The sequence below is a fragment of the Erwinia sp. PsM31 genome (assembly GCF_030433775.1).
GTDB lineage: Bacteria > Pseudomonadota > Gammaproteobacteria > Enterobacterales > Enterobacteriaceae > Erwinia > Erwinia aeris.
In genome coordinates this window covers 1-356 of the sequence record NZ_JARUWZ010000076.1, presented here as the reverse complement: position 1 = coordinate 356, position 356 = coordinate 1, and the positions used below count along the sequence as shown (strand labels likewise).

Genomic DNA, 356 nt, shown 5'->3' with positions numbered 1-356 from the left:
CGAGATCCGCCGTCTCCAGAAAGAGCTGAAGCGGGTTACCGACGAACGGGACATACTAAAAAAAGCCGCGGCGTACTTCGCAAAGCTGTCCGACTGAGGTACGCCTTTATCCGTGACAACACCTGTTGCTGGCCTGTTCGCCTGCTCTGTCGGGTGCTGGATGTTCATCCCAGTGGTTTTTACGCCTGGCTTCAGCAGCCGCATTCACAACGCCATCAGGCAGACCTGGGACTGACAGGACAGATTAAACAGTTCTGGCTGGAATCGGGATGCGTCTATGGTTATCGCAAGATCCATTTGAATCTGCGGGACAGCGGGCAACAGTGCGGAGTGAACAGAGTCTGGCGACTGATGAA

General features: G+C 54.8%; 1 pseudogene. It reads left to right on the top strand.

Features of this window, described 5'->3' with window-relative positions:
* Positions 1-356, top strand: a pseudogene (locus tag QCD69_RS22515) (IS3 family transposase); the annotation flags it as partial.